The 25016-nt window shown below is 59.9% G+C and carries 21 protein-coding genes and 2 tRNA genes; 5 read left to right on the forward strand and 18 right to left on the reverse strand.

The window, feature by feature from the left end:
* Positions 1-74: 74 nt before the first annotated feature.
* Complete coding sequence (locus tag ACA053_RS05890; protein WP_497394722.1) at positions 75-365, forward strand: type II toxin-antitoxin system Phd/YefM family antitoxin; 291 nt, start codon at positions 75-77, stop codon at positions 363-365.
* Positions 366-595: 230 nt separating this feature from the next.
* Here ACA053_RS05890 and ACA053_RS05895 read toward each other — a convergent pair whose 3' ends face one another.
* The 4 genes from ACA053_RS05895 to ACA053_RS05910 all read right to left on the reverse strand — a co-directional run bounded on the left by ACA053_RS05895 (position 596) and on the right by ACA053_RS05910 (position 5172).
* Entirely contained in the window at positions 596-1891 is a 1296-nt protein-coding gene (locus tag ACA053_RS05895; protein ID WP_497394723.1) for a virulence factor family protein, read from the reverse strand.
* Positions 1891-4533, reverse strand: coding sequence for a bifunctional lysylphosphatidylglycerol flippase/synthetase MprF (gene mprF, locus ACA053_RS05900; protein ID WP_497394724.1), 2643 nt, complete (start codon positions 4531-4533; stop codon positions 1891-1893). The genes ACA053_RS05895 and mprF overlap by 1 nt, the downstream gene beginning before the upstream one ends.
* Positions 4534-4811: 278 nt before the next feature.
* Positions 4812-4888 (reverse strand) — tRNA-Met (locus tag ACA053_RS05905).
* Between the two features lie 207 nt (positions 4889-5095).
* Positions 5096-5172: transfer RNA gene (locus ACA053_RS05910), tRNA-Met, on the reverse strand.
* A gap of 301 nt (positions 5173-5473) precedes the next feature.
* Here ACA053_RS05910 and dinB point away from each other — a divergent pair.
* The gene (dinB, locus tag ACA053_RS05915; protein ID WP_109628261.1) at positions 5474-6535 is read left to right on the forward strand and encodes a DNA polymerase IV; all 1062 of its coding nucleotides are present in this window, start codon (positions 5474-5476) and stop codon (positions 6533-6535) included.
* Between the two features lie 135 nt (positions 6536-6670).
* On the opposite strand, the gene ACA053_RS05920 is transcribed toward dinB, so the two are convergent.
* From ACA053_RS05920 to ACA053_RS05935, 4 genes are all read right to left on the reverse strand, one after another.
* Positions 6671-7624, reverse strand: coding sequence for a hypothetical protein (locus ACA053_RS05920; protein ID WP_497394725.1), 954 nt, complete (start codon positions 7622-7624; stop codon positions 6671-6673).
* A 17-nt stretch (positions 7625-7641) separates the two neighbouring features.
* Positions 7642-9357, reverse strand: a complete 1716-nt coding sequence (locus ACA053_RS05925; RefSeq protein ID WP_109628263.1) for a proline--tRNA ligase — start codon at positions 9355-9357, stop codon at positions 7642-7644.
* Between the two features lie 130 nt (positions 9358-9487).
* On the reverse strand, positions 9488-11047 hold the full coding sequence (locus ACA053_RS05930; RefSeq protein WP_109628264.1) for an AmpG family muropeptide MFS transporter: 1560 nt from the start codon (positions 11045-11047) through the stop codon (positions 9488-9490).
* A 44-nt stretch (positions 11048-11091) separates the two neighbouring features.
* Complete coding sequence (locus ACA053_RS05935; protein ID WP_109628265.1) at positions 11092-11445, reverse strand: MGMT family protein; 354 nt, start codon at positions 11443-11445, stop codon at positions 11092-11094.
* A gap of 162 nt (positions 11446-11607) precedes the next feature.
* On the opposite strand from ACA053_RS05935, the gene ACA053_RS05940 reads away from it, so the two are divergent.
* Entirely contained in the window at positions 11608-12615 is a 1008-nt protein-coding gene (locus tag ACA053_RS05940; protein WP_497316016.1) for a DUF481 domain-containing protein, read from the forward strand.
* A 110-nt stretch (positions 12616-12725) separates the two neighbouring features.
* On the opposite strand, the gene ACA053_RS05945 is transcribed toward ACA053_RS05940, so the two are convergent.
* Positions 12726-12935 carry a cold-shock protein gene (locus tag ACA053_RS05945; protein WP_002554837.1) on the reverse strand — a complete coding sequence of 70 codons (210 nt, stop codon included), beginning with the start codon at positions 12933-12935 and terminating at the stop codon, positions 12726-12728.
* 354 nt (positions 12936-13289) lie between these two features.
* Here ACA053_RS05945 and dcd point away from each other — a divergent pair, with 354 nt between their 5' ends.
* The gene (dcd, locus tag ACA053_RS05950) at positions 13290-13856 is read left to right on the forward strand and encodes a dCTP deaminase (RefSeq protein ID WP_010462661.1); all 567 of its coding nucleotides are present in this window, start codon (positions 13290-13292) and stop codon (positions 13854-13856) included.
* 106 nt (positions 13857-13962) lie between these two features.
* On the forward strand, positions 13963-14172 hold the full coding sequence (locus ACA053_RS05955; RefSeq protein ID WP_109628267.1) for a hypothetical protein: 210 nt from the start codon (positions 13963-13965) through the stop codon (positions 14170-14172).
* A 57-nt stretch (positions 14173-14229) separates the two neighbouring features.
* Here the strand turns inward: ACA053_RS05955 and pdeM are convergent, their stop codons facing one another.
* The 9 genes from pdeM to ACA053_RS06000 form a co-directional block, all read right to left on the reverse strand.
* Complete coding sequence (gene pdeM, locus ACA053_RS05960; RefSeq protein WP_497394726.1) at positions 14230-14886, reverse strand: ligase-associated DNA damage response endonuclease PdeM; 657 nt, start codon at positions 14884-14886, stop codon at positions 14230-14232.
* Positions 14886-17372, reverse strand: coding sequence for a ligase-associated DNA damage response DEXH box helicase (locus ACA053_RS05965; protein ID WP_497394727.1), 2487 nt, complete (start codon positions 17370-17372; stop codon positions 14886-14888). Before ACA053_RS05965 ends, pdeM begins: the two co-directional genes overlap by 1 nt.
* A 180-nt stretch (positions 17373-17552) precedes the next feature.
* Entirely contained in the window at positions 17553-18317 is a 765-nt protein-coding gene (locus ACA053_RS05970) for an ABC transporter ATP-binding protein (RefSeq protein ID WP_109628270.1), read from the reverse strand.
* A gap of 13 nt (positions 18318-18330) precedes the next feature.
* Complete coding sequence (locus tag ACA053_RS05975) at positions 18331-19449, reverse strand: succinylglutamate desuccinylase/aspartoacylase family protein (protein ID WP_497394728.1); 1119 nt, start codon at positions 19447-19449, stop codon at positions 18331-18333.
* A gap of 22 nt (positions 19450-19471) precedes the next feature.
* Positions 19472-20182: an ABC transporter permease gene (locus tag ACA053_RS05980; RefSeq protein WP_109628272.1), complete on the reverse strand. Its 711-nt coding sequence runs from the start codon at positions 20180-20182 to the stop codon at positions 19472-19474.
* Positions 20179-20907 carry an ABC transporter permease gene (locus tag ACA053_RS05985; protein WP_109628273.1) on the reverse strand — a complete coding sequence of 243 codons (729 nt, stop codon included), beginning with the start codon at positions 20905-20907 and terminating at the stop codon, positions 20179-20181. The genes ACA053_RS05980 and ACA053_RS05985 overlap by 4 nt, the downstream gene beginning before the upstream one ends.
* Positions 20908-20963: 56 nt before the next feature.
* Positions 20964-21746 (reverse strand): transporter substrate-binding domain-containing protein, encoded by a 783-nt coding sequence (locus tag ACA053_RS05990; protein ID WP_109628274.1) that lies wholly within the window; start codon positions 21744-21746, stop codon positions 20964-20966.
* 389 nt (positions 21747-22135) lie between these two features.
* A complete protein-coding gene (locus tag ACA053_RS05995; protein WP_497394729.1) occupies positions 22136-23824 on the reverse strand; it encodes an ATP-dependent DNA ligase in 1689 nt (562 codons plus the stop codon).
* Positions 23821-24855 (reverse strand): ligase-associated DNA damage response exonuclease, encoded by a 1035-nt coding sequence (locus ACA053_RS06000; RefSeq protein WP_497394730.1) that lies wholly within the window; start codon positions 24853-24855, stop codon positions 23821-23823. Before ACA053_RS06000 ends, ACA053_RS05995 begins: the two co-directional genes overlap by 4 nt.
* Positions 24856-25016 lie beyond the last annotated feature (161 nt).

A 25016-nucleotide genomic window follows, 5' to 3' on the forward strand; every position in this document is an offset into this window, starting at 1 on the left:
GATATTGCGACACCTTAAGTAAACGATACGTTGAGCTGCGTGTTCAGATTTGCACGATGTGAAGAGAGGTGAGTATGACGGCATCATCAGTGCGTGGTGTCCAAGCAGTATCGACGACTGCAATGGTCAGGGGCTTCAGTACGAGACTCAAGGGGATCTCTGGCCATGCCATTGAGTGCATGGTCATTGTCAAAAATAATCAGCCAGTAGCGGTCATTATCAATGTCGATGCCTATCAGGAAATGCTCGACGAGACTAAGGATCTTCGCGTTGAAGCAGCAGCTGCGGAGCGCTTGACCGGTTTTGATCAGGCCAATGCAATTTGTCACGACGATATGAGGACACGGTACGCCAGGAAAGACTAAGTACCAGTATCGAGGGCGGTAGACGCATCTGCTCAAGCGATACGCAGTTCCTGTGGGAGCGGGCTTGCCCGCGATGACGGCGGCAGGTCCAACATTGATGTGACAGACATACCGCTATCGCGGGCAAGCCCGCTCCCACAGGGATCTGTGGTGCTTGGTTGAATCGGTAAATATGAAAAAGCCCCCGCAACCAAACGGCTACGGGGGCTTTTTCGTGGGCGGGCCTCAGATCACTCCTGAGCCGTCTCACCCTTGGCCTGGCGCTTCTCGATGATGTCCACCAAGCGCTTGGCCAGCGCCGGGTAGTTCTCGTCGAAGTGGTGGCCGCCAGGCAGTTTCATCGCCTCACCCACGGCGGTCTTGTCGGTGCAGCCGCTTTCGTCGACTTCTTCTTCACCGTAGATGCACACCACTTTCTCCGGTGGCAGCTTGGCCATTTCCGGGCCGGTGGCGGCTTCTTTGCCGGCGTTGCCGAGCCAGCCTTCGACTTCGATTTCGAAGCTGCCGGTGCGGGCGAAGGCGAGCAGGATGATGGCGTCGACGCGCTGCTGTTCTGCGGGTTCCAGGCGGTTGTAGATCGCCGGCAGGACGTCGGCGCCGAACGAGTAACCAGTCAGGATGAAGCGCTTGGTGCCCCATTTCTGCCGGTAGTGTTGCATCAGTTCGGCGAGGTCCAGGGCGCTTTGCTCCGGGCTCTTGTGCTGCCAGTAGTAGCGCAGGGTGTCGATGCCGACCACCGGGTAGCCGATCTTGGCCATCTCGCCCGCGACGTCGCGGTCGAGGTCGCGCCAGCCGCCGTCGCCGGAGAGGAACAGGGTGACGGTGTCCTTGGCCTGGCCGGCCGGGACTTCGACCACGGGGATCTGCAGGCCGCCAGCGGCTTTGTCGCCACCGACGAGGAGCTTGCGCAGTTCGTTGTTCAGCACTTGCGGCAGGTTGATGTCGTAGTCGCTGATGCTGGTTTCGGCGTTGGCTTGGTCGCGCACGAAGCCGGCGCTGGTGTCGTCCGGGTTGTCGTTCCAGGCCACCAGCCAGTGACCGTGAGCGGCGCTTTTCGGCAACAGGTGGGTGCAGCCGGGTTTTTCCAGGGCCAGGTCGACGGAGACGGCCTGGGCCTTGTCGTCCTTCTGTTCGGACAACCAGCGCCACGCCAGCACGGCGCCCGGGCCGATGCCGCTGACGAGGGTCGCCGGGCCTTTGAGTTCGCGCAGGCCCGATTGCAGGGCGCGGCTTTGCAGCAGGCAGTCTTTTGGCAGAATGACCTGAACGATCTGTGCCGAAGCGCTGCGGCTCAGGGTCATCAGTTGTTTGTCACTGAGCTTCTGGTCTTCGTTGACCGCCACCAGCACCTGGGCGCGAGGTGTGTTGCCGGGGATGACGCGGGTCATCGCCGCGCCATCGGCCGGGGTCAGCTGTTCGAGGGTCGGTTCGGGTGCCGGGCGTTTCAGGTACCAGTAACCGCCACCGAGAATCAGGGCCAGCACGACCATCGTGCCCAGTACGTACCGCAAGGAGCGTTGAATCATCAGCGTTTCACCAATCCAGTCAAGCCGCCCGCAATCAGGGCAGCAGTATCGGCCAGGGCGACCAGCGGATCGAGTCCGGCGGGCACGGCCATATAACGGGGTTCCCAGTCAGGCTGGAATTTGTCTTTGAAGCGGCGCAAGCCTTGGAAGTTGTAGAGCTGCTCACCACGGCGGAAAACCATCGAGCCCAGACGCTGGGTCAGCGGTGCGCCACGCCGGGGTTGCAACCCCGACAGCGGCACCATGCCCAGGCTGAAGCGCGCGTATCCATGATTTTTATAATGTTGAATCAGGCCGACCATCATGAACTCCATGGTCAGCTTGGGGGCGTCCGGGTGCGCGCGCATCAGGTCGAGGCTGGCCAAGTCGTGGCCGTAGGTCTCGAGCAAGTTGGCGAACGCCACCGGGCGCCCTTCGAAACGAATCACCGCCACGCGAAAATGCTTGAGGTAGTCGTCGCTGAAACGGCCGAGGGAGAAGCCTTTCTCGCGCACGTTCTTGCCGGTCAGCCAGGCATCGGAAATGACCCTGAGCTCATCCATTGGCGCATGGCCCGGCTCAAAGATCTCCAACGACAGGCCATCGCGGGTGCCGCGGTTCCAGGTGTAGCGCAGGTCTTTCATCTCTTTGCCCTTGGCTTCGAGATCAAAGCGCTGCAGATCGACCCGGGCTTCTTCGCCGAGCTTGATCGCGGTCAGGCCGATGTCCATGTAGTAAGGCAGGTTCTCGGCACGGACTTGATAGAACACAGGGCGGGCGTGGTGAAAGTCGCAGAGGTCGCGGAACTGCCAGATCATTTCCGCCCGTTGCTGGGTCGGGCCGATCGGGTCGTACAAGGCCACCAGGCTGCGGCCACGGCGGGCGTACATCAGGAACGCCTCGTCGTTGGGGTGAAACAGCAGCGCCTTGTCACCGGTCAGGGCCAGGCCACCGTCCGGTTGGGCGGAGGCCATCAGGATCTTTACCGCACGGTCCAGCTCGTCAGGCGTCGGCAGATGAATTACCGGGCGCGCGGTGCGCAGCAGCCAAGTCAGCGACACGACCACCAGCAACACGGCGGCGCCCAACAAAGAGCGCAAGCCACGCGGGGCGTCGGCGTCGAGGGTGAACTGCCACCAGAGTTGATGGCTGTACGGAACGTCCTGGTACGCAAACAGCAGCAACCAGATCGAGGCGCCGAGCACGCACAGACTCGACACCAGATACAGCGGCGAGAACGGCAATTCGGTAAGGCGGCTCGGGCGATAGAACGAACGCCGGAAAACCCCGAGCAGGCTCGCCGTCAGCGTCATGAGGCAGGCTTCTTCCCAGTCAAAGCCCTTGAGCAGAGAGAGCAGGGCGCCGACCAGCAATAGAATGGTGGTCAGCATCCACGCGGCGGACAACCGACGACGCAGACCTTGCGCCAGCAGCAGGCACAGCACGCCGACCAGGCTGGCACCGAAGTGCGACGCGTCGACGAGGCGATGGGGAATCAGAAAACCGATGTGTTCCAGGCGCGTGTCGATTTCCGGGGTCACGCCGGAGAACAGCAGCACTACGCCGGACAGGAACACCAGCACCGCCAGAATCGGCGCCGCCAGACCGGACGCGGCGCGCAGGGACTGGCGCGACTGAAACAGGCGCTGGCCTTCATTGATCAGCAGGAACACGCAGGCCACCAGCAGTGGCAGCACGACATAGATCAGGCGATAGAGCAGCAGCGCAGCGGCCAGTGGGGCGGCGCCGAGTGTGTCGGCAAAGGCGGCCAACAGGATGGCTTCAAATACGCCGACCCCGCCCGGCACATGGCTGAGCACGCCGGCGGCCAAAGCCAGCAGGTACACCAGCAGGAACGCACCGAAGGGCGGCGCTTCCGGCAGCAACAGGTAGAGCACAGTCGCGGCGGCGGCCACGTCCAGGGCGGTGATGATCAGTTGCAGGAAGGTCAGGCGGCGGCCGGGGAGACGCAAGGTGCGGCGTCCGACCTTGACCAGCAGGTTGTCCGGGGAGGGTTGTTCCGGAAGGCGGCGGCGATAGATGCCGATGGCCAATACGCTGAAGAGCAGCAACACGGCCGCGGCAACACCCCCCAGCAAACCTTCGGACAATCCCAGTGCCGCCGAGGCGGCAGGCAGGTTGCTGAGGGTTGCGAGGGCGGCCAGCGGTGGCAGGGCGCAGCCGAGCGAGAGGCTGGCGAACAGGGTCATGTGAGCGACTTCTGAAGCGCCCAGGCCATGCCGTGCATATAAGCGGTAGCGGACCGAGCCCCCCGAGAGCATTGAAAGGCCGATGGCGTTGCCGATGGCAAATGCCGTGAAGCCACCCAGCGCCAGGATGCGCGGCGCGAGTGTCACGCCTGCGTAGCGGCTGGCGGACCATTCGTACCCCAGCAAAATGATGAAGCCGATCACGGTCGCAGCCAATGCGCCCAGCAAGGCCGGTTTTGGTACTTCCATAATGGAGTCATGCAAAGCGTACAGATCGAGTTCGCTCAGCAGGTGACGGCAGGCAATCAGCGCGATAGCGAACAACAGCAACGTGAGCGCCAGGCCGATGGGCTGACGGTACTTGCTGACCAGATCCAGCCAGCGCAGACGCTCGGCCTTGATCGGTTGTGTCGCTGTGACGGTGTCTTGTGGATCAGACGAGTTGGCGCGCATCAATCACCTCTTGGATTGTGCGCGACAGGATGGAGGTATCCAGCCAAGTTACCAATCCCTGTAGAAAAAAATAATCACAAATATTAACGCCTCTCACCGGGTGGCGGCGATGGCATGTCATTGGGCGTAGAGGGTTCTGTCTGCGATTCAGCATAGTCTGAACCCGCAGCCAGGGTGATCCCGAACGCTTCACTACACAGTGACAGGTCATTGTTGCGAAAGGACTTTTTCAGCAGATACAAAAAAGGCCACTCTTTCGAGTAGCCTTTTTTGATGTTTGGTTGCGGGAGCCGGATTTGAACCGACGACCTTCGGGTTATGAGCCCGACGAGCTACCAGACTGCTCCATCCCGCGTCTGTGTGGCGGCATTCTATAGAGATACGCCGGTGTGTCAACCGTTAATCTGGAACCGGGTCAAATAAGTGTGAATAAGCGGCGAACGGTCGCAGGGCAGACTTAAGTTTCGGAATCAGAACGATTTCTCACTTCTGGTAGAAAAGAGCGACACAAAACAGACGCGCACAAAAAAGGCCACTCTTTCGAGTAGCCTTTTTTGATGTTTGGTTGCGGGAGCCGGATTTGAACCGACGACCTTCGGGTTATGAGCCCGACGAGCTACCAGACTGCTCCATCCCGCGTCTGTGTGTCGGCATTCTACAGAGGATCGCCGGGCTGTCAACCTTCAATCCTGATAAAACCTCTTCTGGTTCAATCGCTTAGCTTGAAATAAGGGGAGGGCGATCGTCTGCGAGTCAGGTATGGCAAGGCTTGCAGCTCTATCGGGCGGAGCTTTTCGATTGAGAAAATAAATTCACCGGTTACTTTTCCTGCCAGTGGGCAAGAAGATTCAGACTACTGGTGCTATATACAGGTGTCAGTGAGATACTGCCGATCCGACACGCTAATACGCCATTTCTTCACCATGAACACCGCTTTTATATGACCCAGCGAAAAATCATCCACGTCGATTGTGACTGCTTCTACGCTGCCATCGAGATGCGTGACGACCCGCGCCTGGCGGGTAAACCCCTGGCGGTAGGTGGTTCGGCGGATCGACGCGGGGTGATTGCCACTTGCAACTATGAGGCGCGGGCCTACGGCGTGCGCTCGGCGATGTCTTCCGGGCATGCCTTGAAGCTGTGCCCGGACCTGACCATCGTCAAGCCGCGCATGGACGCCTATAGAGAAGCGTCGAAGGAAATTCACACGATCTTTAGCGATTACACCGACCTGATCGAGCCGCTTTCCCTCGACGAGGCTTACCTCGACGTGTCGGACTGTGCACATTTCGGTGGCAGCGCCACGCGCATCGCCCAGGACATTCGCCGCCGAGTCTCCAATCAATTGCACATCACGGTCTCGGCCGGCGTCGCGCCGAACAAGTTTCTGGCCAAGATCGCCAGTGACTGGAAGAAGCCCAACGGTTTGTTTGTGATCACGCCGGATCAGGTCGAGGACTTTGTCAGTGGTTTGCCGGTGAGCAAGCTGCACGGCGTGGGCAAAGTGACCGCCGACAAGCTGGGCAAGCTCGGCATTGTCGATTGCTCGCATTTGCGCGAGTGGGACAAGTTGGCGTTGGTGCGCGAATTCGGCAGTTTTGGCGAGCGACTCTGGAGCCTGGCCCGTGGGATTGATGAGCGCTTGGTGCATAACGACAGCCGTCGGCAGTCGATCAGTGTCGAAAACACCTACGACGTGGACCTGCCGGATCTGGTGAGCTGCCTGGATAAATTACCCGAGCTGCTGGAAACCCTGGCCGGTCGCATGGCGCGGATCGACAGCAGCTACCGGCCGGGCAAGCCGTTCGTCAAAGTGAAATTCCATGACTTTACCCAGACGACGCTGGAACAGGCCGGGGCAGGGCGGGATTTGGGGAGTTATCAGTTGTTGCTGACTCAGGCGTTCAATCGAGGGGGGAAACCGGTGCGGTTGTTGGGGATTGGCGTGCGACTTGAGGATTTGCGGGGCGGGTTTGAGCAGATGGAGTTGTTTGAGCGGTAGTGGCAGGGTTTTGATGCGGCGGTGAATGTCAGGCCGTCATCGCGAGCAGGCTCGCTCCCACATTGGATCTGCTGTGGACACAGAATGTGTGACCGCCTCAAATCCCCTGTGGGAGCGAGCCTGCTCGCGATGCTTTTAATTCGGTCCCGGATCCGCCACCAGTCGCCCGGCATCCTTGGTCAACGACTTGAGGAATTCGGTCTGCAACTCTGGATCGTTGCGGGTCAGTTCGATCAGACTCTGTTCAAGTTCGCTGGCTTCTTCTTCCAGACCCAATTCCGACAAACGCTTGACCCGGTGTACCCACTGGCTCACTTCGTCGTCTTCGAGGTCGTCATAAATCAAGCCGTGCGCTTCGAGCAGCTTGCCGCGCAAGCCACTGCTGACCGCCAGGGACGAGTCGGTGTGCACATCGTCCTGACCGTCTTCGACGCTGATCAACAGTCGGCTCAGATGATTGATGTCATGTTCGGCGAACGGGCTGTCCAGCAGGTTCAGGCGCAGAACACCGTTTTTGTCGGTGCTCAGATCAAACGTTTCTTTGCCCGCTTTCACCACCACCGGACGCTCGCTCCACGGCAGGCTCGAGTATTCGGTGCGCTTGTCGAGCTGGATTTCGTCGATCCCGGCCAGGTTCTGCTGCGCCCGACCGTTGGACTGCACGTTCATGAACGGGTTGAGCCCGGCAAAACCGTAGCTCAGCCAATCCTTGGTGACGCTGTCCGGCAGGTTGCCGAGGGTGAACACGTTGACCACGTTCGCACCGACCCCGCCGACCACCGCCACCGCGCCCAGCGGGATCTCGTAGACCTCCCGCCAGGGTTGGTAAGGCGTGTAGCGATCGTAGTGACGCGTGACTTCGAATTCGGTGACTTCGAAGGTCTTCTGCTCGTGGATTTTCACCCGACGTTGCGGCAACTCAAGCACCTTGGGCTCGCCGACATCGATCTGCAGGCTGTGATCGAGCAATTTACGCTCGACACGCTCCTCGTGCTCGCTGCGTTGCGACATGTGATTGGCGCAGCCGCTGACCAGCAGGGTGCCGCACAGGGCGGCACCACCGAGGCCTAAGGTGTTTCGCTTGAACATGACTTCTCTATCTGGTGTCAGCGGCGGATACGGGCCTGGAGGAAAGACAGTACGTCGGCAACCGGCAGCGCTTGCGCTTCAGGTTCGGTACGGCTCTTGTATTCCAGATTGCCTTCGGCGAGGCCGCGGTCACTGACCACGATCCGGTGAGGAATGCCGATCAGCTCCATGTCCGCGAACTTGATGCCCGGGCTGGTTTTCTTGTCGCGATCGTCCAGCAGCACTTCGAAGCCGGCCGCAGTGAGTTCTGCGTACAGTTTGTCAGTGGCCTCGCGAACCTGTTCGGTCTCGTAGCGCAATGGCACCAGGGCAACCTGGAATGGCGCCAGTGTGTCGCTCCAGATGATCCCGTTCGCGTCGTTGTTCTGCTCGATGGCCGCAGCCACCACGCGGGACACGCCAATGCCGTAGCAACCCATTTCCAGGGTCACCGGCTTGCCGTTCTCGCCCAGCACTTCGCACTTCATCGCCTTGCTGTACTTGTTGCCCAGCTGGAAGATGTGCCCGACTTCGATGCCGCGCTTGATTTCCAGGGTGCCCTTGCCATCCGGGCTTGGGTCGCCGGCGACAACGTTACGCAGGTCGGCAACGGTCGGAACAGGCAGGTCGCGCTCCCAGTTCACGCCGAAGTAGTGTTTGTCGTCGATGTTGGCACCGATGCCGAAGTCGCTCATCAGCTCGACGGAACGGTCGATGATGATTGGCAGCGGCAGGTTCAGCGGGCCGAGGGAACCGGCGCCGGCGCCAATGGCGTCGCGCAGTTCGCTTTCGGACGCCATGACCAGCGGGCTGGCAACGCCAGGCTGGTTGCCGGCCTTGATTTCGTTCAGCTCGTGGTCGCCACGGATGATCAGGGCAATCAGCTTGCCTTGCTCTTCAGCGTGAACCACCAGGGTCTTGATGGTCTTTTCGATCGGCAGGTTGAAGCCTTCGACCAGTTGCGCAATGGTCTTGGCGTTCGGTGTGTCGACCAGGCGCAGCTCTTCGGTCGGCGCGGCGCGTGAGGTCTCGCGCGGCACGGCTTCAGCTTTCTCGATGTTTGCGGCGTAGTCGGAACCGTTGCTGAAGACGATATCGTCTTCGCCGGACTCGGCCAGTACGTGGAACTCGTGGGAGCCGGCGCCGCCGATGGAGCCGTTGTCGGCTTCTACAGGACGGAACTTCAGGCCCAGACGGGTGAACACGTTGCAGTACGCCTGGTGCATGCGGTCGTAGGTGATCTGCAGCGAAGGCTGATCAGCATGGAACGAATAGGCGTCCTTCATGATGAATTCGCGGCCGCGCATCAAACCGAAGCGTGGGCGGATCTCATCACGGAATTTGGTCTGGATCTGGTACAGGTTGATCGGCAGCTGTTTGTAGCTGCTCAACTCGTTGCGCATCAGATCAGTGATGACTTCTTCGTGGGTCGGGCCGGCGCAGAAATCGCGACCGTGACGATCCTTGAAGCGCAGCAATTCAGGGCCGTACTCTTCCCAACGACCGGATTCCTGCCACAGCTCAGCCGGTTGAGTACTCGGCATCAACACTTCGAGAGAGCCGGCGGCGTTCATTTCTTCACGAACGACGGCTTCGACCTTGCGCATCACTCGCAAGCCCATCGGCAGCCAGGTGTACAGGCCCGAGGCGAGTTTGCGGATCATGCCGGCGCGCAGCATCAGCTGATGGCTGATGACGACCGCGTCGGAAGGCGTTTCTTTCTGTGTGGCGAGCAAAAATTGACTGGTGCGCATGGTTGGCCGTTGTCGGTTGCTGATGACGAGAAATGACGGAGCATTGTACGGGCGAGATCCGCTGGCGTACAGGCGTGCGGTCGGCGGTGTGGCACGAGGGCGGGAATCGTCGCGCCCTCTGCGAAATGTCCTACGATTCTTCTGCGACCTGGGTCGGCACCGGTTCGGGTGTCGGCGTCGGACCTGCACGGCGGCTCTCCTGGAACCAGTGCAGGGCGATCAACAGCAGGGTCGGAACACCCAGCAGCGCCGTGATCAGGAAGAAGTTGTGGTAACCGAATTTCTCTACCATGACTCCTGAATAACCGCCGATCAGGCGTGGCAGCAGGAGCATGATCGAGCTGAGCAGGGCGTATTGGGTGGCCGAGAACTTGAGGTTGGTCAGGCTCGACAGGTAGGCGACGAACGCCGATGTCGCCAGGCCCGAGCTGAAGTTGTCCAGGGAAATGGTCAGGATCAGCATGTTCAGGTTGGCGCCCATGTCGGCGAGCATCAGGAACAGCAGGTTGGTGCCGGCCGACGCGATGCCGCCGATCAGCAGGATCGGCAAGATGCCGAAACGCACGATCAGCAGGCCGCCCATGCCGGCGCCGACCAGGGTCATGATCAGGCCGAAGATTTTGCTGACGCTGGCGATCTGATCCTTGGTGAAGCCCTGGTCGATGTAGAACACGTTGGCCATCACCCCCATGACCGTGTCGGACATGCGGTAGGTGGCGATCAACCCGAGCAACAGGAACGCCTGCCAGCGGTACCGCAGAATGAAGTCGTTGATTGGCGTCAGCACCGGCGCCAGGCCGCGGCGTCCCATGGCCGACAGGCACATAAACGTAAGCGTGGTGTAGAGGATGGCCCGCAGGAAGGCGCGGTCTTCGAGCAGCAGGTCGAGCGGGCTCACGCCTTCGAACAGCACGCTGGCGAAATCAGTGTTGTAGAGCTGGGTGAACATGGCGGGCACGGACACCAGCAGCACGATCAGCACGAATACCGACATCAGTTGATGCATGAAGCTGTAGCGACCGGCTTGAAGTTGGGTGCGCAGGGGCACGGGCGGTTCGCGCATGAACAGCGTGGTCAGCAGTGCCGGAACCATCAGGGCGCCAAACAATACGTAGGTGCCGGCCCAGGCCGAATGCTTGTAGTTGAAGCCGGTGGAGCCGAAGCCTTCGGCAAAGAACAGCGCGCCGGCCGTCGCCAGCAATGCGGCGATCCGATAGCCAGACATATAGCTGGCTGCGAGCGCGGCCTGGCGAGTGTCGTCGGCGATTTCCAGGCGATAGGCGTCAACCGCGATGTCTTGCGTCGCCGAGGCGAAGGCAACGACCACGGCGATGGCGATCAGCCAGGACAAATGCTTTTGCGGGTCGCAGAAACCCATCCCGATCAGGCCTAGGATCACCAGAGCCTGGGACAGCACCAGCCAGGAGCGTCGTCGACCGAGCTTGCCGAGGAATGGCAGGCGCCATTGGTCGAGCAACGGGGACCAGACCCATTTAAAGGCATAGGCCAAGCCGATCAGGCTTGCATAACCGATGGTTTCGCGGGCCACACCGGCCTCACGCAGCCAGACGGAAAGCGTCGAAAACACCAGCATGTAAGGCAAGCCGGCGGCGAAACCAAGCAACAACAACACAAGCGTCGAGGGGCTGGCATAGGCGGCGAGCGCGGCGCGCCAGGTTTTAGGGGGCATGGGCTGGAGTCTGCCTCAAGAATTACGGAAACAAAGCGCGCACTCTAACCGCTGTGCTCTACCGGGCGCCAGCCATGGCGCTGAATATCAACACGATTGTTCAGGATACTGACACCTTCGGAGCGCAATCGCGCGCGCTGTTCATCCCCCGAGGGACTGCCCACGGGCAGGCTGATCCGGCCACCGGCCCCCAGTACGCGATGCCACGGCAGTTTAGTGTCGCCGGGCAGTTGGCTTAATGTGCGTCCGACCCAGCGCGCGGCGCGGCCCAATCCGGCTAGCTCGGCCAGTTGACCATAGCTCACCACTTTTCCCTCGGGCACCTGCGCGAGTGTCAAGTAGAGCGCCGTGCGTCGAATTTGCGCCGCACTTTCGGTTTCAACGGTTGGGTCGGTCACGTCCGTGGTTCCTGAAAAGGTCGCCTTACCGTTTGTAGAGTAAGTCGTGGATTGGCAATTGAGAAATGAACTCAATAGAAATAGTCGGGTCAGTCCTTGCTAGGGTCTTATTCTCAGGGATAATGCCGACTTTTTTTCGCAAACTTGAGCCTGTATCTGCTTATGGTGTCCAGAACCCTGCTGTGCCTCGCTGTCCTCAGTGCCTCCACGCCGTTGCTCGCTGATACCGTCTGGTTGAAAAACGGTGACAAATTGAGCGGCAAAATCACGCTGTTCGATGGCGGTAAATTGCTGATCCAGACCGAGTATGCCGGTGCGGTCCCGATCGACTGGAAACAGGTCAAGACCCTGGAAAGCGATCAGGAATTGTTGGTCAAGCAGGATGCCTACACCGGCGAGAAAGCCAAGTCGCTGCATGCGGCAGACGATGGCAAGGTGACGCTGGAAAACGGCGAGGCACCCAAGACGGTCGAGTTGGCCAGTATCCAGCAGATCCTCAAGCCCAAGCCGGTGGTCGAAGACCTGGTGTGGAAGGGGAATATCGACGCGGCGCTGGATTACCAGCGGGCGGAAAAAGATACCGATGACTACGACATCGACTTCAAAACCACTGCGCGCCATGGCAAATGGCGTCATATCGCGGAAGGCGAGTACAACCGCGAATTCCAGGATGACGTGGTCACCACTGATAACTGGCGGGGCGAATACTCGCTCGACCGATTCCTGACCGAGAAGTGGTTCTGGCAGGGTCGCGCGGTCTATAAACGTGACAAGGTTGAAGACCTCTCCCGTCAGCGCACGGTGGGTACCGGTCCGGGTTACCAGTTCTGGGATGACGAACTAGGCGCATTCTCCCTGGGCTCGCTGGTCAACCGTACGGACTATCAGTTCTCCGACGGCAGCAAGGAAAACTTCTATTCCCTGGCGATGAAGTGGGATTACAACCGTTACCTGATCGGCAAGAAGGTTGAGTTCTTCACCAATGGTGAAGTGGGCAAGCCGCTGTCGGGCGTGGCCGATTACGCGCTCGATGCCGAAATGGGCTTGCGCTACAAAGTCACCGAGTGGGCATCGCTTAACCTCAAGGCTGAGCGAGATATCATCAGCGGCACCGACGATGCTGATCTGGACAAGACCCGCTACACCGCAGGGTTTGGCGTGGCCTGGTAAGGCATAAAAAAATCGCAGCCACTGGCTGCGATTTTTTTTGCCTGCAAAACACACAGGCACAAAAAAGCCCCGCTTTTGAGGGCGGGGCTTTTTACTAAAGCAAGTACAAGTTAGATAACTTGAACTTCTTCAGCTTGCATGCCTTTCTGACCGCGGGTAGCGATGAAAGAAACCTGTTGGCCTTCTTTCAGGCTTTTGAAGCCGTCGGATTGGATAGCTTTGAAGTGAACGAACAGGTCGTCACCGGATTGTGGAGTGATGAAGCCGAAGCCTTTTTCATCGTTGAACCACTTAACGGTACCAGTTTGGCGATTAGACATGGTGTAACTCCTTGAACAAAGATAACTGCGACGCAGGAAGAACCCTGGCCGAGACTGAGTGCAAAGAGCAGGAAAAATTCTTGTAGATGGTTGGATCGAAATTCAACATATCGTGTAGAGATTCTCAGTGACACAAGCAGCACAGTGGCGCCACCTTAACCCTTTTTCAGGGACGTGCCAATGCTTCCTGCGAAGGTTTCTCTGTTTTCATGACTGACGGTCCGTTGGATTAAGGCGAAGGCCCAGTTATCACGGGGGATCGGCGAGAATTGTGCCCCGAACTTTGAACCCGGAGCGCGCGCCCGGTAAGATGCCGGACAGAATTTTTCCACCTCGCTATTCAGGACACCTGCCATGAGCATCAAATCGGACAAGTGGATTCGCCGCATGGCGCAAGAGCACGGCATGATCGAGCCGTTCGTCGAGCGCCAGGTGCGCGGCAGCGACGATAACCGTGTGATCTCCTACGGCGTGTCGAGTTACGGCTACGACGTTCGTTGCACGAGTCATTTCAAGGTGTTCACCAACATTAACTCGGCCATTGTTGACCCGAAAAATTTCGATGCCGGCAGCTTCGTCGACATCCATAGCGATGTTTGCATCATCCCGCCGAACTCTTTCGCCCTGGCCAGCACCGTCGAATACTTCCGTATTCCGCGCAACGTATTGACCATCTGCCTGGGTAAAAGCACCTACGCCCGCTGCGGCATCATCGTCAACGTCACCCCGCTTGAGCCTGAGTGGGAGGGGCACGTGACCCTGGAGTTCTCGAACACCACTAACCTGCCGGCGAAAATCTATGCCAACGAAGGCGTGGCGCAGATGCTGTTCCTTGAATCCGACGAAGAGTGCGAAGTGTCCTATAAGGACCGTGGCGGCAAGTATCAGGGCCAACGTGGCGTGACTCTGCCACGCACCTGATCCATTCATCTGGCAGGTCGCGGGAATTCTTCAGCGGGTAGACACTCTATTGGGTGTACTGCCCGGTTCGCGTACAGCGGACGGGGCCATCGCTCAGGAGTGCTTTATGAAGATCGATCCGCAAATAAGTGCCGAACTGGCAAGGCTTGAGCCCAATCAGATTGGCGTGTTGGCCTGGTCCTTGTTGGCACATCCACCTATCAGCATGGCAGGGGGTATCCCCGGCCAGCCTGATCCCGATACGCCCAACGAGCAACCTACCGAGCCCGGTGAGCCCACCCTGCCGGATGAGCCGCCTCCCGCGCCCGTAGCCTGATCTGCCGTATCTGCCGTCGAAAATGAAATGGCCAGTCAGCTGTAGTCCCTGAAGACTTCAGCTGACTGGCCATATTTCGTTGTCGCCGATGACAAAAATCCTGCAGCTGTCGTCCCGATCGACCTGATACCCACCAGTGAACGCGCCAAAAGCCGGAAGCAGGCTGATCTGCTCCCCCAATCTGAAACACGCCAGGCGCAAACGCTGCCGACCTCTGCCGTTCAGCCGATAGACCGGATGCACATGCCCTGCGAGCACATGCCGCTGCGGATGTGGATCGGGCTCATGTTGCAAGGCAAACGGCCCAAGCAACAACGGCTCAGGCACCACGCGTATGTGCAACGAGGCTGGCGGGTCCCCGGCGCGTTTGTCGTGGTTGCCGCGGATCAGCGTCATCGGCAGGTCCGGGTGCCGCGCCCGCCAATCCGCCAGTGCGCTTAACGTGCCGGTGGCATGGGAGCCAGGTCCGTGCAGAAAGTCCCCCAGGAAAATCAGCTGACGGCAGGGCAGAGCGGCCAATAGCCCGTCCAGCACTGCGACATTGCTGGCAGTGGTGCCATGGGGCACTGGCTGACCCAGGCTTCGATACGCCGCCGCTTTACCAAAATGCACGTCGGCGATCAGCAGGGTTTGTTGCGCCGGCCAGTAAATGGCTTTTTCTGGCAGCAGCCACAGTTCTTCACCGGCCAGATGCACTGGATAAGGCGTACTCATCAGGTTTTTCCGGTTTCGGCGGTTTTCTCAAGGTCGGTGACCATGCGACGGATACGGTCCGCGAGTTTTTCCGAACTCATGCTTTCCCGCATGCGCTCAACCAACAGGGGAAACCCCAGCGGTGTTGGACGCTTGATCGGGTGCAGGTCTATCTTCAGTTGATTGATACGCGCCAACGTCTGTTCCAGACGTTGAATATCCAGTTCTTCCCGTAGGACTTCTTCCCCGGCCTGGGCCAGTAACAGATTTCCGGCGTCGTACTGCTTGAACACCTGGAAGAACAGTCCGCTGGAGGCTTGAACCTGCCGCGTGCTTTTCGGCGCACCGGGGTAACCGGCAAACACCAGCCCGGCAATTCGCGCGATTTCCCTAAAGCGACGAAGCGCGAGTTCGCCGGCATTCAAACTGGCGAGCACGTCTTTCAACAAATGCTCGGGACTCAACAGTTCGGGGTTCAAAACTTTCGACCAGTCCACAGCCGTGGCGCTGAGCAATTCCAGCCCGTAATCGTTGACCGCGATGGAAAACGTTACCGCCTGCTGCTGGCTGACCCGCCACGCCAGCAAACTCGCCAGCCCCAGATGCACTTGGCGTCCGGCAAAGGGGTAAAGGAACAGGTGCCAACCTTCCCGGGATTTCAGCGCTTCGGCCAGCAACGACTTCGAGGTCGGCAGCCCGGACCAGCGCTGCTGCACTTCCAGCAGTGGACGCAGCGCGCGCATTTCCGGGCCGATGAACTCGCCTTGCTCCGCCGAACTGAAACGCGTGACCACTGCCTGCGCCAGTTCGTTGGAAAGGGGCATCCGCCCGCCATTCCAGCGTGGCACCGCAGCTTTTTTCGCGGTGCTGCGTTTGACGTAAGCGGTCATGTTTTCCACCCGCACCAACTCCAGCAAGCGCCCCGCGAACAGAAAACCGTCGCCCGGTTTGAGCCGCGCAATAAAGCCTTCCTCGACACTGCCCAACTGCTTGCCACCACCACCCTTGCTCCAGAATTTCAACTGGATGCTCGCATCGCTGACGATGGTGCCGATGCTCATGCGATGTCGTCGCGCCAGCCGCGCATCCGGTACGCGCCAGACGCCCTGCTCGTCAGGCTCGACCCGGCGGTAATCCGGGTAGGCTGTCAGAGAAAGTCCGCCATGGCGTACGAACGCCAGCGCCCAGGTCCAATCCTCCATGGTGAGTTCTCGATAGGCCCAGGCACCACGGACTTCTTCATACAACTCATCAGGCACAAACCCACCGCCCAACGCCATGCTGACCAGATGCTGAACCAGCACATCCAGCGGTTTGTGCGGCGACTGGCGAGGCTCGATACGGCGTTGCGCCACGGCGTCTTGAGCCGCCGCCGCTTCGATCAGCTCCAGGCTGTGCGTCGGCACCAGCGTCACCCGTGACACACGGCCCGGCGCATGACCCGAACGCCCGGCCCGCTGCATCAGGCGCGCCACGCCTTTGGCCGAGCCGATTTGCAGCACCCGCTCCACCGGCAGGAAATCCACCCCCAGGTCCAGGCTTGAGGTGCAGACCACCGCTTTGAGCTGACCGTCCTTCAGCGCCCGCTCGACCCAGTCACGGGTGTCCCGCGACAGTGAGCTGTGATGCAAGGCGATCAGCCCGGCCCAATCGGGGCGCGCCTCCAGCAAGGCCTGATACCAGATCTCGGATTGTGCGCGGGTGTTGGTGAACACCAGGCTGCTGGGACTTGAATCAATTTCGGCGACGACCTGCGGCAACATCTTCAAGCCAATGTGCCCAGCCCATGGAAAACGCTCGATGGCCGGCGGCAGCAGCGTGTCGACCCGCAGTTCCTTGGACGTCTGGCCTTGAACACTGATGCCGTCACCCTGAGGGATCAATACCTGTTCGGCGTGGGACTGATTACCCAGCGTCGCGGAAACGCCCCACACGATCAGCTCCGGATTCCACCGACGCAAACGGGCGAGAGCGAGTTGCAGTTGCACGCCACGCTTGTTGCCGAGCAGTTCGTGCCATTCGTCGACCACCACCATGCGCAACGTCGCTAGCGCGGTTTGCGCATCGGCACGGGCGAGCATCAGGGTCAGGCTTTCGGGTGTGGTGATCAGCGTGGTGGGCAGGCGCCGGCTCTGACGCGCACGTTCGCTGCTGCTGGTGTCGCCGGTGCGCAGGCCGACGCTCCACGGGATCTGCAGGTCTTGCAGCGGCGCTTCCAGGGCGCGAGCGGTGTCGGCGGCCAAGGCGCGCATGGGCGTTATCCACAGCACGGTCAGCGGTTCGGACAGCGGTTTGCGTTTGCGAGGGGGGTCTACAGGAGCGATCGACTTGGCGAAGCGATTGAGCGCGGCAAACCAGACTGCATAGGTTTTACCGGCACCGGTGCTGGCGTGGAGCAACCCGGACTCACCGCGTTTAACGGCCGTCCACACTTGCTTCTGGAAGGCGAACGGCTTCCAGTCGCGGGCGCTGAACCAGTATTTTGCGTAGTCGGGGAAGGATCCCATGCCGGCGGTGTGCGCTCTGAAAGTGTTCTTTCAGTGACCGCGGCGGAATGTAACAAGTTTAATTGCTTTGTTTTTTGTGGGAGCGGGCTTGCTCGCGAAAGCGGTGTAACAGACACATCGATGTTGGATGTGCCATCGTCTTCGCGAGCAATCCCGCTCCCACAGGGTCTTTTTGTTCTGTTACTTGAGATTGCCGCTGAGGAACTGCTTTAGCCGCTCGCTCTTTGGATTGCCCAGCACGTCTTCCGGCGCGCCTTCTTCCTCGACCAGGCCCTGATGCAGAAACAACACCTGGCTCGACACCTTGCGGGCGAAGCTCATTTCGTGGGTCACCATGATCATGGTCCGGCCTTCTTCCGCCAGGCCCTGGATCACTCGAAGCACCTCACCCACCAGCTCCGGGTCGAGTGCCGAGGTCGGTTCGTCGAACAGCATGACCTCCGGTTCCATGGCCAATGCCCGCGCAATCGCCACGCGTTGCTGCTGGCCACCGGAAAGAAACGCCGGGTATTGATCCGCTACCCGTGCCGCCAGGCCGACCTTGTCGAGATAACGTCGCGCGCGGTCTTCGGCTTCCTCTTTGCTGCAACCCAGCACCCGGCGCGGGGCCATGGTGATGTTTTCCAGCACGGTCATGTGGCTCCACAGGTTGAAGTGCTGGAACACCATGGCCAGGCGCGTGCGGATTTTTTGCAATTCATCGGGATCGGCCACGTGCATGCCGTGACGATCCTTGATCATGCGGATGTTCTGGCCGTCCAGTGTCATGGCGCCGTCGTTCGGCTGCTCAAGAAAGTTGATGCAGCGCAGAAAGGTACTTTTGCCCGAGCCGCTGGCGCCGATCAGGCTGATGACGTCGCCTGTATTGGCCTTGAGTGAAACGCCTTTGAGCACATGATGATCGCCATAGCTTTTATGCAGGCCTTCAATGGTCAGTTTGTACATGGGGCATGCATCCTCAAGGCGAAAGTAGGTAGCCGCTGCGATAGGCCTCGGTGCCCGCGACGTGCGCGATCACCATGCCGGCAGTGGCCATGCGCCGCAGCGAACGGGCGTACATCAGGCCGGCGGCGGTGCAATGAACGGGGGTGACGCGATCGTTGATCGGGTCGATGATTTCGGCGATCAGTTGCCCGGCCTCGAGGTATTCCCCCGGCAGCGCGGTGAACACCAGCAGGCCGCCCACCGGTGTCGACACCGGCTCGACGCCGGCCAGCGGTGTGGCCGGGTAGGGCAGCTCGGGCAATGGCGCCGCTTCGCCGGCAATGGCGCCGAAGTGAATCAGGTAATCGATCAACGCCTGGCAATCGAGGCTGGCCAACGGGTGATTGACGTCGCCCTGGCCGCGCAATTCGACGGTGACCGAGAGGCTGCCGAGCGGAATGTTGAAATGCTCGCCGAAGCGTTCTTTCAACTGCCACCAGAGCAGGGTGAAGCATTCATCGAACGATTGACCGCCGGAATCGGTGGCCAGCAGGCTCGCTTCAGCGCCGATGTAGCGCGCCAACGGTTCGACCTGGGGCCAGGCTTCAGGGGTGGTGTAAAGGTGGGCGACTGCTTCGAAATCGCAATGCAGATCCAGCACCACGTCCGCATCGCAGGCCAGCCGTTGCAGGGTCAGGCGCTGGGATTGCAGTTGCGTGCCGGCAGTCTGCGCCGCCAAGGCATTGCGCAGGCTGGTGCGGATGAGTTCGAGGTTGTGCTGCGGATCATCGCCAAGCTGGCCTTCGATCTCGTTGCCCACCGCTTCGCTCAAGTCGACGAACCAGCGATTGAAGTTCTGCCCGCTTTCCAGCTCGTAGCGGCCCAGCGGCACGTCCATCAGCACTTGTTCCAGGCCAACCGGATTGGCCACTGGCACCAGCACGATTTTACTGCGCAGGCGGCCGGAGGCTTCAAGTTCCGCCAGACGCTGCTTGAGGTGCCAGGCCACCAGCATGCCGGGCATTTCATCGGCGTGCAGGGACGACTGGATGTAGATCTTGCCTTTGGCCGACGTCGGGCCGAAGTGGAAGCTGTGAATCTGTCGAGCGGTCCCCGGCAGCGGGGCCAGCAAGTCATGTATCTGGTGGCGCATGTTCGTCTCTTTATTCCTGGTCCTAGTGGGTCGGTCCGAGGAACGCCAGCCATCGGCGTTCGGCGAGGCGGAACAGGCCGACCAGCGCAAAGGTAATCGTCAGGTAAATCAGCGCGGCGATGCCGAACGACTGGAAAGTCAGGAAGGTCGCCGAGTTGGCGTCCCGTGCGACTTTCAGGATATCGGGGATGGTCGCGGTGAACGCCACAGTGGTCGAGTGCAGCATCAGAATCACTTCGTTGCTGTAATAAGGCAACGAGCGACGCAGGGCTGATGGCATGATCACGTAGGCATACAGCTTCCAGCCTGTCAGACCGTAGGCCTTGGCCGCTTCGACTTCACCGTGGGCCATGCTGCGGATCGCCCCGGCGAAAATCTCCGTGGTGTAGGCGCAGGTGTTCAGGGCGAAGGCCAGGATCGTGCAGTTCATCGCATCGCGAAAGAACGCATCCAGTACCGGTTGTGCACGTACTGCGGCCAGGCTGTAGATACCGGTGTAGCAAATCAGCAGCTGGATATACAGCGGCGTGCCGCGAAACAGGTAGGTGTAGAACTGCACCGGCCAGCGAATGTAGAAATGCGGCGACACTCGGGCGATGGACAGCGGGATCGACACCAGGAAGCCGATGACGATCGAGGCGGTCAGCAGCCACATGGTCATGGCCAGGCCGGTGATGTTGTAGCCGTCGGTATAAAGGAAGGGTTTCCAGTATTCCTGCAAGAGTTCGATCATCGTACGGCCTCCCGGGAACCGGCGGCGTAGCGGCGTTCGAGCCAGCGCAGGACGAAGTTCGAGGCGCTGGTGATGGCCAGGTAAATCAGCGCGGCAAGCACCAGGAAGTAAAACAGTTGATAGGTGCTTTTACCGGCGTCCTGCGCAGCCTTGACCAAATCGGCGAGGCCGATGATCGATACCAGCGCGGTGGCCTTGAGCATCACCATCCAGTTGTTACCGATACCCGGCAGGGCGAAACGCATCATTTGCGGGAACACCACGATTCGAAAACGCTGGCCGCGTTTGAGGCCATAAGCGGTAGCGGCTTCGACCTGACCCCGAGGCACCGAGAGAATCGCCCCGCGGAAGGTTTCGGTGAAATACGCGCCGTAAATGAAGCCCAGGGTGATGACCCCGGCGCTGAACGGGTTGATCTCGATGTATTCCCATTCCATGAAATCGGTAAACGACGTCAACCAGGTTTGCAGGCTGTAGAAAATCAGCAGCATCAGCACCAGGTCCGGCACGCCGCGAATCAGCGTGGTGTAGATCTGGGCCGGAACCCGCACCAGTTTGACTTTTGACAGTTTGGCGGTGGCGCCGAGCAGGCCGAGCAATACGGCCAGCAGCAGCGACAATGCCGATAATTTGATGGTCATCCAGGTGCCTTCCATCAGCAACGGACCGAAGCCCTTGAGGCTGAAGGCTGAGAGCCCCAGGTTTTGTAATAGGTTTTCGAACATAAATCAGCAACCTGATCGGGTGAAAAAAGCGCCCATCGCGAGATGGGCGCCGGGCATTATTTGCCGCTGTACAGATTCAGATCGCCAAAGTGTTTCTTCTGAATGGTGGCGTAGGTGCCATCGTCGTGTAACGCTTTGATACCTTTATTCAAAAGTTCTTTGAGGTCTTTGTTACCTTTAGAGATACCGATAGCTGTTTTGGACGGCAGCAATTCGCTGTCAACCGGCTTGCTGACTTCGTAGCCTTCACCCTTCGGCGACTTCAAAAAGCCCAGTTCGGCTTGCAGCATGTCCTGGATCGCTGCGTCGAGACGACCCGACATCAGGTCGGAATACACCTGATCCTGGTTCTGATAGGCCTGGGTTTTCACACCGGCCTTGTCCAGCACGGCCTTGGCGTAGGCTTCCTGAATGGTGCCTTGCTCATAACCGACAGTCTTGCCCTTCAGCGAAGCCACGTCTTCGCTCAGGCCGGAACCCTTCTTGAACACGTAAGCGGTTGGACCGGAGAACAGCTCATCGGAGAAGTCGATGACTTTTTCGCGAGCCGGGGTGACGGTCATCGAAGAGATCACACCGTCGAATTTATTGGCCTTCAGGCCCGGAATCATGCCGTCGAAATCGCTTTCGACCCATTTGCACTTGACCTTCAGCTCGGCGCAGATCGCGTTCCCCAGATCGATGTCGAAGCCCACCAGGCTGCCGTCGGCCGCTTTCGACTCAAACGGAGCATAGGAAGGGTCAACGCCAAAACGCAGCTCTTTGTATTCCTTTGCCATGGCGGAACCAGCAGCCATGCACAACGCCAGTGCAGAAAGGGTCAGCAATGCTTTTTTCATTATTCAATCCCTAAGAACCAATATGAGCGCTTGTGGCGCAGAATTATTGTTACTGGAAAGCGTAAGACCTAATGAAAGTAGCAATTTCCGAACCAGAGTCCCGAACAAGCGTTTAAAAGGTGATACAAGAAGTGGCAACAGGGGATTTGTGCACGAAATCGGGCGTCGAAAAATAGCTGCACCAACTTGGTTCGCAATGGCACAAAACTATGTGGGAGTGAGCCTGTGTGGTGAGGGGATTTATCCCCGTTCGGCTGCGCAGCAGTCGTAAAACCAGTGAATGCGGTGTTGCCTGGTACACCGCGGTTGCAGGTTTGGGGGCCGCTTCGCAGCCCAACGGGGATAAATCCCCTCACCACACAAGCTCGCTGCCACAGGGGGAGATTGGGTCAGCCAAGTAAATCTTGCAGCGTTGCGAGGTTGTCTGCTTCTTCCACCGACTTGTCCTGCCGCCACCTCAGCATCCGCGGAAACCGCACGGCAATCCCGCTCTTGTGGCGTTTCGACAGGGCAATACCCTCAAATCCCAGCTCAAACACCAGGCTCGGTTTCACACTGCTCACCGGCCCGAATTTCTCCACTGTGGTCTTGCGCACGATGCTGTCGACCTGACGCATTTCCTCGTCGGTCAGCCCGGAATAGGCTTTGGCGAACGGCACCAGCGTTCGTTCGCTGGCGTCCGGCGGACCGTCCCAGACCGCGAACGTGTAATCACTGTAGAGACTCGCCCTGCGACCATGACCGCGCTGCGCATAAATCAGCACGGCGTCGACGCTGAAGGGGTCGACTTTCCATTTCCACCAGATGCCCATGTCCTTGGTCCGGCCGACGCCATACAGCGCATCCCGGGCCTTGAGCATCATGCCTTCGACGCCTAGGCTGCGGGAGGCTTCGCGTTGTTTGGCGAGGTCAAACCAGTCTTCGCCGGTCAGTACCGGTGAGGTGAGTAACACCGGGTTGTTGCAGGTGCCGACGAGTTGATCGAGTTGCGCGCGGCGTTTGGCCTGAGGCTGACTGCGCCAGTCCTCGCCTTGCCATTCCAGCAGGTCGTAGGCGAGGACCACCACCGGCACTTCTTCGAGAATTTTCTTGTCCAGGGTTTTGCGGCCGATCCGCTGCTGCAACAGGGCGAACGGCATGACCGAGGGAGCGGCCGGCGATTGCGGGTTGAAGACATCGTCAGTATTCGGTCGAGGAGTTTTCCAGGCGACGATTTCACCATCGATCACTGTCCCGTCCGGCAAACCGTGCAACAGGCTGTCGAGTTCGGGAAAGCGCTCGGTCACCAGTTCTTCGCCGCGTGACCAGATCCACAGGCGCCCCTCGCGCTTGACCACTTGAGCGCGGATGCCATCCCACTTCCATTCCACTTGCCACTGGCTCGCCGGGCCGAGCACGGCTTCGAACTGCTCGACCGGTTGTGACAGGGCGTGGGCCAGAAAAAACGGGTAGGGCTGGCCACCGCGTTGGGCATGTTCGTCGCACGATTGGGCCGCGATCAATTTCAGATAACTGGCCGCGCTCGGCCGATTGGACAGGTCGGTGTAACCGACCAGCCGCTGGGCCACGCGTTTGCTGTCGAGCCCGGCCATGGCGGCCAGGGCACGGGTTACCAGCAGCTTGGAAACCCCGACGCGGAAACTGCCGGTGATGAGTTTGATACAGAGCATCAGGCTATGGCGATCCAGTTGCGCCCAGAGCGCGGGCAGTCGCTCGACGAGGACTTCCGGGGACTCACCGCGCAGTGGCAGCAGCTTGTCTTCGATCCATACCGCCAGCCCGTCGGTGGAGCTGTGCAGGGTTTCGGGCAGGACCAGCGAAATCGTTTCCGCCAGATCGCCGACCGCTTGATAACTCTCTTCGAACAGCCAAGGCTCAAGTCCGGAAAAATCGACCGCCAGCTCACGCAGCACGCGTACCGGCACCAGTTGCCGTGGGCGTCCACCGGACAAGAAGTACACCGCCCACGCGGCGTCTTCGGGGGCGGCCTGGGCGAAGTAGGATTGCATCGCAGCCAGTTTGGCATTGCTTGAAGTGGTAGCGTCGAGTTCGGCATACAGCTCGGCGAATGCCTTCATGACAGCACCTCGGCGGTCTCGGGTTCGACGGCGGCGTTGTCGTCCTCATCGTCGCCATACTCCGTGCTGAAACCCATGGCATCGAGGCCTTGTTCGCGCAGATGACGCACCAACACCCCGACCGAACCGTGGGTGACCATCACCCGTTCGGCGCCGGTCTGTTCGATGGCCCAGAGCAGGCCCGGCCAGTCGGCGTGGTCGGACAATACAAAACCGCGGTCGACACCGCGTCTGCGCCGCGTGCCGCGCAAGCGCATCCAGCCACTGGCGAAGCCATCGCTGTAATCGCCAAACCGGCGCATCCAGGTGCTGGCGCCGGCCGATGGCGGGGCGATGACCAGCGCCTTGCGCATCATCGGGTCGCTTTTCAGGACATCGCCGGCATAGATCGTGGGCGGTATAAAAACGCCGCTGTCGCGATACACCCGATTCAGTGGTTCGACGGCGCCATGCACCAAGATGGGGCCGAGGCTGGCGTCGATGCCGTGGAGAATCCGCTGGGCCTTGCCGAAGGAATAGCAGAACAGCACGCTGGTTTTGTCGACGGCGGCATTGGCCTGCCACCACTGATTGATCTCGGCAAAGACCTGCGCCTGGGGTTGCCAGCGATAGATGGGCAGGCCAAAGGTCGACTCCGTGATGAAGGTATGGCACTTCACCGGTTCGAATGGCGTGCAGGTGCCGTCAGGCTCGATTTTGTAATCCCCGGAGGCCACCCAGACTTCGCCGCCGTATTCCAGGCGCACCTGGGCGGAGCCGAGGACGTGGCCGGCGGGGTGAAAACTCAGGGTGACACCGTGGTGCTGCAAGCGCTCGCCATAGGCCAGGGTTTGCAGGTTGATGTCCTGGCCCAATCGCGCACGCAAAATCCCTTCGCCGGGTGCGGCCGCCAGGTAATGCTGGTTGCCGGTACGGGCGTGGTCGCCGTGAGCATGAGTGATGACCGAACGCTCGACTGGCCGCCACGGGTCGATATAGAAATCGCCGGCGGGGCAGTACAAACCTTCAGGACGCGCGATAACAAGATCCATGTTGTTACCAAAATGGGGGGACTTGTTAGCTATGAGGTTTGCGCGAAGCCAGAAGTTCTATCGAGATTTCAAGGATGAGTAAGATCCCAGTGTGGGGCACCTGTGGCGAGGGGGCTTGCCGGAACGCCGCATCGCCCCGTTCGGCTGCGAAGCAGTCGTAA

Source organism: Pseudomonas sp. LBUM1672 (genome assembly GCF_059695655.1).

Bases quoted from the DNA above. Each gene is read 5' to 3' on its own strand.
- ACA053_RS05985 (WP_109628273.1), bottom strand. From the start codon at position 20,907: ATGTTCGAAAACCTATTACAAAACCTGGGGCTCTCAGCCTTCAGCCTC.
- dcd (WP_010462661.1), top strand. From the start codon at position 13,290: ATGAGCATCAAATCGGACAAGTGGATTCGCCGCATGGCGCAAGAGCAC.
- ACA053_RS05975 (WP_497394728.1), bottom strand. From the start codon at position 19,449: ATGCGCCACCAGATACATGACTTGCTGGCCCCGCTGCCGGGGACCGCT.
- ACA053_RS05925 (WP_109628263.1), bottom strand. From the start codon at position 9,357: ATGCGCACCAGTCAATTTTTGCTCGCCACACAGAAAGAAACGCCTTCC.
- ACA053_RS05940 (WP_497316016.1), top strand. From the start codon at position 11,608: ATGGTGTCCAGAACCCTGCTGTGCCTCGCTGTCCTCAGTGCCTCCACG.
- dinB (WP_109628261.1), top strand. From the start codon at position 5,474: ATGACCCAGCGAAAAATCATCCACGTCGATTGTGACTGCTTCTACGCT.
- ACA053_RS05980 (WP_109628272.1), bottom strand. From the start codon at position 20,182: ATGATCGAACTCTTGCAGGAATACTGGAAACCCTTCCTTTATACCGAC.
- ACA053_RS05945 (WP_002554837.1), bottom strand. From the start codon at position 12,935: ATGTCTAATCGCCAAACTGGTACCGTTAAGTGGTTCAACGATGAAAAA.
- mprF (WP_497394724.1), bottom strand. From the start codon at position 4,533: ATGCGCGCCAACTCGTCTGATCCACAAGACACCGTCACAGCGACACAA.
- pdeM (WP_497394726.1), bottom strand. From the start codon at position 14,886: ATGAGTACGCCTTATCCAGTGCATCTGGCCGGTGAAGAACTGTGGCTG.
- ACA053_RS06000 (WP_497394730.1), bottom strand. From the start codon at position 24,855: ATGGATCTTGTTATCGCGCGTCCTGAAGGTTTGTACTGCCCCGCCGGC.
- ACA053_RS05955 (WP_109628267.1), top strand. From the start codon at position 13,963: ATGAAGATCGATCCGCAAATAAGTGCCGAACTGGCAAGGCTTGAGCCC.
- ACA053_RS05965 (WP_497394727.1), bottom strand. From the start codon at position 17,372: ATGGGATCCTTCCCCGACTACGCAAAATACTGGTTCAGCGCCCGCGAC.
- ACA053_RS05990 (WP_109628274.1), bottom strand. From the start codon at position 21,746: ATGAAAAAAGCATTGCTGACCCTTTCTGCACTGGCGTTGTGCATGGCT.
- ACA053_RS05920 (WP_497394725.1), bottom strand. From the start codon at position 7,624: ATGTTCAAGCGAAACACCTTAGGCCTCGGTGGTGCCGCCCTGTGCGGC.
- ACA053_RS05930 (WP_109628264.1), bottom strand. From the start codon at position 11,047: ATGCCCCCTAAAACCTGGCGCGCCGCGCTCGCCGCCTATGCCAGCCCC.
- ACA053_RS05895 (WP_497394723.1), bottom strand. From the start codon at position 1,891: ATGATTCAACGCTCCTTGCGGTACGTACTGGGCACGATGGTCGTGCTG.
- ACA053_RS05890 (WP_497394722.1), top strand. From the start codon at position 75: ATGACGGCATCATCAGTGCGTGGTGTCCAAGCAGTATCGACGACTGCA.
- ACA053_RS05995 (WP_497394729.1), bottom strand. From the start codon at position 23,824: ATGAAGGCATTCGCCGAGCTGTATGCCGAACTCGACGCTACCACTTCA.
- ACA053_RS05970 (WP_109628270.1), bottom strand. From the start codon at position 18,317: ATGTACAAACTGACCATTGAAGGCCTGCATAAAAGCTATGGCGATCAT.